Origin of the sequence: Bacteroides sp. AF25-38AC, assembly GCF_003602995.1 — a bacterium.
Taxonomy (GTDB): domain Bacteria; phylum Bacteroidota; class Bacteroidia; order Bacteroidales; family Bacteroidaceae; genus Bacteroides; species Bacteroides uniformis.
The window spans coordinates 1-5,270 of sequence record NZ_QTMD01000068.1 but is presented as its reverse complement, the minus strand read 5'-3'; the positions used below and the strand labels follow the sequence as shown (position 1 = coordinate 5,270).

General features: G+C 37.2%; 2 protein-coding genes and 1 pseudogene. All 3 read left to right on the top strand.

What is annotated here, in order from left to right:
• Positions 1-225, top strand: a pseudogene (locus DWY55_RS22150) (arylsulfatase); the annotation flags it as partial.
• Between the two features lie 40 nt (positions 226-265).
• Complete coding sequence (locus tag DWY55_RS21570) at positions 266-3,361, top strand: SusC/RagA family TonB-linked outer membrane protein (RefSeq protein ID WP_117704158.1); 3,096 nt, start codon at positions 266-268, stop codon at positions 3,359-3,361.
• 12 nt (positions 3,362-3,373) lie between these two features.
• Positions 3,374-5,104 carry a RagB/SusD family nutrient uptake outer membrane protein gene (locus DWY55_RS21565; RefSeq protein ID WP_117704157.1) on the top strand — a complete coding sequence of 577 codons (1,731 nt, stop codon included), beginning with the start codon at positions 3,374-3,376 and terminating at the stop codon, positions 5,102-5,104.
• Positions 5,105-5,270 lie beyond the last annotated feature (166 nt).

Here is a 5,270-nt window from a genome sequence, read left to right as displayed (position 1 = left end):
GATCATGCCTTTGGCGGTGCTGCTGTATTCCAGTTGACCCATCAGGTGAACAGTGATATCGAGAATGCGAAGGTAAAACCGGATGCCCCCAAAGGACAATTGTACAACCTTGAGAAGGATCCATATCAGACGATGAATGTCTACAACAAATATCCGAAAGTAGTTAAAAAAATGGCCAGACTATTGGATAGAAAGGTAAACAGGCAAAATTCTACGAGAAAATAACCTTTTAATTTATTTTACTAATTTTTAATTTGTCAACATTATGAAAAATGCAATCAAAACATGGCTTCTTCTGCTGTTTTTAGCTTGTTTTATCACAAGTGCGGTACAAGCCGGAAAGAAAGAGGTGTTGCAGGGAAGAACCCTTACTGGAGTGGTGCTGGATGAGCAGGGACTGCCCGCCATCGGTGCCAATGTCCTGGTCAAGGGTACCACTATCGGCGTTGCTACGGACGCGGACGGAAAATACAGAATCGAAGTCCCGCGGGGAAACCAGACCATTGTCTTCTCATACGTCGGTTACCGGACCCGAGAAATCACCTATAAAGGACAAGCATCTCTAAATGTAAGTTTGGAACCGGATTCTGAAATTTTGGACGATGTGGTCGTAGTCGGATACGGGGTTCAGAAAAAGGTGAACTTGACGGGAGCCGTAGGATCGGTAGAAGGCGATAAGTTGGCTTCAAAGGCTGTAGGAAACGTCACGTCGGCTTTGGCCGGTCTGGTTCCGGGACTAAAGGTTATGAACCGAGGGGGACAACCCGGTGCTGATGGTGCAACTTTAAATATTCGTGGTTTCGGGACTCCATTGGTGTTAGTAGACGGTATCGAACAAGATTTCGGTTATATGGATCCCAATGAGATTGAAAACATTTCAATTCTAAAAGATGCTTCGGCTGCGATATACGGTTCCCGAGCTGCCAATGGTGTTATTTTGGTTACTACTAAAAGAGGAAAGAAAGGAGCACCCAAGTTTAACTTAAATGTCAATGCCGGATTCTCTGCTCCTACACGAATTATTGAAATGGCAAGTTCAGGTTTATATGCAGAATTGATGAACGAAGCAAATGTTGTTAACGGAGATAATCCTACTTATACACCGGAAGAGGTAGCAAAGTTTTATGCAGGCACAGATCCCCGTTATCCAAATACTAATTGGCGAAAAGAGACTTTGAAAAGTATTTCTCCCAAATATGATATAAATATGGGTGTTCGTGGAGGTGGAGATAAAGTCTCTTATTTCTTGTCTTTAGGTTATTTGAACCAGAAAAGTTTGCTGCGATCAGATGATATTAATTTTAATAGAATTAGTTTCCGCTCTAACATTGATGCACAGATAAACTCGGTATTGCGTCTTTCTGCAGATTTTAGTGGAAGGTTGGAGTATAGAGAAAGACCAGGTAGAGGTATGGATGTGATTATGCAAGCTGTTCAGGCAGCTCATCCCACTGTACCAGCTTATTGGCCGGATTCTTCTAAACCGACAAATCCCGGTTATGATGGACGCTGGGGAAATCCTTTAGCTATATCAGAACGTGATTATTCAGGATATTCAGATACAGATTTTAGCTCAGTAAGAGGCACTTTTTCTGCAAATTTAAACTTTAATAAATGGGTGAAAGGATTGTCGGCTGATGGAAAATTTGATTATCGTTTAAATAACAACTTTGTCAAGACATTTAATACAAGCTTTGACTATCATGACTATAATTATGATACAGAAGAATATACTGTAATAGGAACATTTAATGGTGGAAAGAATTCATTAAGAGAAGAATATGCAAAAGATTGGTTATGGTATTCAATGTTCAAATTGAATTATGACCGTATTTTTGCCGAAAAGCATCATATCACAGGTTTGGCTTTGGTGGAAGCGCAAGCTAGTAAAAATGATAACTTTTTTGCTTACCGGGAAGGTTTTATTTCTACGGAAGTAGATGAAATGTTTGCTGGTTCGGATGAAAATAAAAATAATGGAGGAGGAGCTTCAGAAGGTGGACGTATGTCGTATGTCTTTAAGTTAGGATATGGTTATGAAAATCGTTATTTGGTTGATTTTGTAGGACGTGTAGATGGTTCTGCCAAATTTTATAAAAGTAACCGTTGGGGATTTTTCCCAGGAGTGTCTGCCGCATGGCGCATCAGCGAAGAGCCTTTCTTTAAAGAAAACCTAAGAAATGTAGATAATTTGAAATTACGTTTCTCTGTAGGTCAAGCTGGAGATGAAGCAAATGTAAGCTTTAATTATCTAACAGGGTATATGTTTGGAAATAGTTATATTTTTGATACAGGAGAAGCTATTAATAAGGGATTAAAATCCAAAGGACTTGCAAATAAGAATGCAAGTTGGGCAGAAACTACGACTTACAACATTGGTGTTGATTATTCAATTTTTAACCGTAAGTTTTACACAGAATTTGATGTGTTCTATCGTTTGAAATCCAAAATGTTAGCCACCCGGGCACAGAGCCTGCCCAGCACGTTTGGTGCCTCCTTGCCAGAAGAAAATATCAACAAGCAAAATACCCGTGGATTTGAATTGATGTTGGGACACGCTAACAAAGTCGGTGATTTGATTTATGATCTTCGTGCAAATGTTTCTTGGGCACGCTCTAAATGGGTGCATTACGACGAGGTAGAGCGTACAGATCCGGAACAACAGCATCGATACGACCTCACAGGAAAATGGACTAACATTGCATGGGGATATGAAGCTGACGGATTATTCTCTTCGCAAGAAGAAATTGATGGTTGGGCAGACATTACTAATGGAGCAAATAATAATGTAATCAAGCCTGGCGATATTCGTTATGTGGATCAAAATAAAGATGGAGTTATCAATTGGAAAGACGAAATACAGATAGGTAAAAATGCCAATCCGGAAATATTTTTCGGATTGAATGGAGATTTTACTTATAAGAATTGGTCATTGAATGTTTTATTTCAAGGTGCTTCTAATTATTCTGTATTCAATAGTGATCAGTTTGTAATGCCTTTTGGAGATAATATGACCCCTTATGCTTTTTGGGAAAAACGTTGGACAGAAGATAATCCGAACCCTAATGCAGAATTACCTCGGTCAAGGTTTTCAAAAGGACATCCAAATACATATCAATCCACATTTTGGGTACAAAAAAATGCTTATTACATTCGTCTAAAGAATATACAATTAAATTACACATTTCCTAAAAGTTGGACTCAAAAGTCTGGGATAAATAATCTTAGATTATTTCTTAGTGGAAATAATTTATTGACATTTACAAATGTGAAATATAAAGATCCAGAATCAGATACGAAAAACGGTTGGTATTATCCACAGGTAAAAACATTCACTGCGGGAGTTAGTATGAATTTTTAATATGAATAAAATATGAAATTGCGATATTTTGTTTTGTTGCTTTTAGCAAGTTTAACCAATTCATGTAATGTTTTGGATAAAGAACCTATTGATATCATTTCGGATGCAACAGTATGGAATGATGAAAATTTAGCAGATGCTAATTTGACCCACTTATATGGGGTAACTAATGTAAATGGAGTTTTTGATGGTCAATGTAAATTAAATGTGATTACAGATGAAGCTCGCACTTGTTTTGGGTGGAGCTCATTACTGAATACATTTACTTTGGGAATAATAACTCCGGATAATATAAGTGATGATTATTATATTGGCATGTGGAGTTATAATGTTATACGTGGATATAATGAATTCTTGTTAAATATGAAAAATAGTACTCTGGATGAGAATTTTAAAAATCGTCGTATGGCTGAATGTCGCTTTTTGCGAGCACTGCATTATTTTAACCTTGCCATGAGATTGGGTGGTGTACCTATTATCACTGAACCTCAGCAAATAGGAGACGAAGATATATATCCTTTCAGAAATACAGAGAAAGAAGTATATGAGTTTGTGCGTAAAGAGTTGGATGAAATCATTGATATTTTACCTCCTTCTTATGACGCAGCGAATAAAGGACGTGTCAGTCGCTTTGCTGCATTGGCTTTAAAGAGCCGTGCTATGTTGTATGCAGGTAGTATTGCCCGTTATGGAAAGATGGATTTGGATGGTATTTTAGGAGTACCTGTTACAGATGCAGATTTTTACTTCGAGGAGTCTTACAAAGCTTCTAAAAGAATATTAGCAGAAGGTGGGTTCAGTTTATTCAAGAAATATGATGACAAGAGTAAAAATTATCAATATTTGTTTTTAGAAAAAGACAACAATGAGGTTATTTGGGCTAAAAAATTTACTCAAAAGGATTTGGGACAAGATTATGATTACAATAACCAACCAATATCTTATAAACCTTGGATTGCCAGTATCACAAACCCGACTTTAGAAATGATAGATGCTTATGAATTTATAGATGGAACTCCTGGAAGCTCTATAAATTACAATCAAGAGATAGATACCAAAGAACTATATAAAGATAAAGATCCACGCTTTCATGCTACAATTTTGTATAATCAAGCTTTTTGGATTGACACCCCTGTGGAAACGCATTATTTTACTATTAAAAGTAATATAAACACAGATAAGAGAGATAATAGTTTGTCTGGAAGAGGAAAAGATGTGAATAACACAGCGGCAGGTGCTACTCAAACCGGATTTTGTGTAAAAAAATATTTGAAAGAAGAGAGAGGAATTCCTGGAGGAGGCATGTCTGATACTGATTTTATTATTTATCGCTTGGGTGAGATTTATCTAAATTTGGCAGAAGCTGCTTTTGAGTTAGGTGGTGCTAATCGGATTGAGGAAGCAAGGGTGGCTGTCAATGAGATACGAAAGAGGGCAGGTATGCCTGAACATACTTCTATTGATTTGGAGAAAATACGGCATGAACGGAGGATAGAATTGGCTTTTGAAGGTATCCGTTTTTGGGACTTACGCAGATGGCGTACTGCCCATACACAACTTACAGGTGTCTTCCATCGTTTGAAGGCTTATTATATAAAAGAGCGAAACACATTTGGTTATCTGATTGAGAATTGTCAAGGGAATGCAAAGCGGTTATTTGCTGAACATCATTATTACTTGCCTTTACAGCGTAAACATGTGACAGAAAATTCGAATTTAAAGCAGAATCCAGGATATCAATAAATAATGCATAAAGTTTATAGAGTTAATTACAATTAAATAAATCATAAAAGTATGAATAAATTTTATTTGTGCCTTATCGGTCTTTTATTGGGATTAAACATGAGCTATGCGCAGACCAATATGTCTAGTGAAATGTATGACCTTGCCAAGATGAAGGAAGGCTTGC

Excerpts from the sequence above, each read along its gene's own strand:
- DWY55_RS21570 (WP_117704158.1), top strand. The coding sequence starts at position 266 with ATGAAAAATGCAATCAAAACATGGCTTCTTCTGCTGTTTTTAGCTTGT.
- DWY55_RS21565 (WP_117704157.1), top strand. The coding sequence starts at position 3,374 with ATGAAATTGCGATATTTTGTTTTGTTGCTTTTAGCAAGTTTAACCAAT.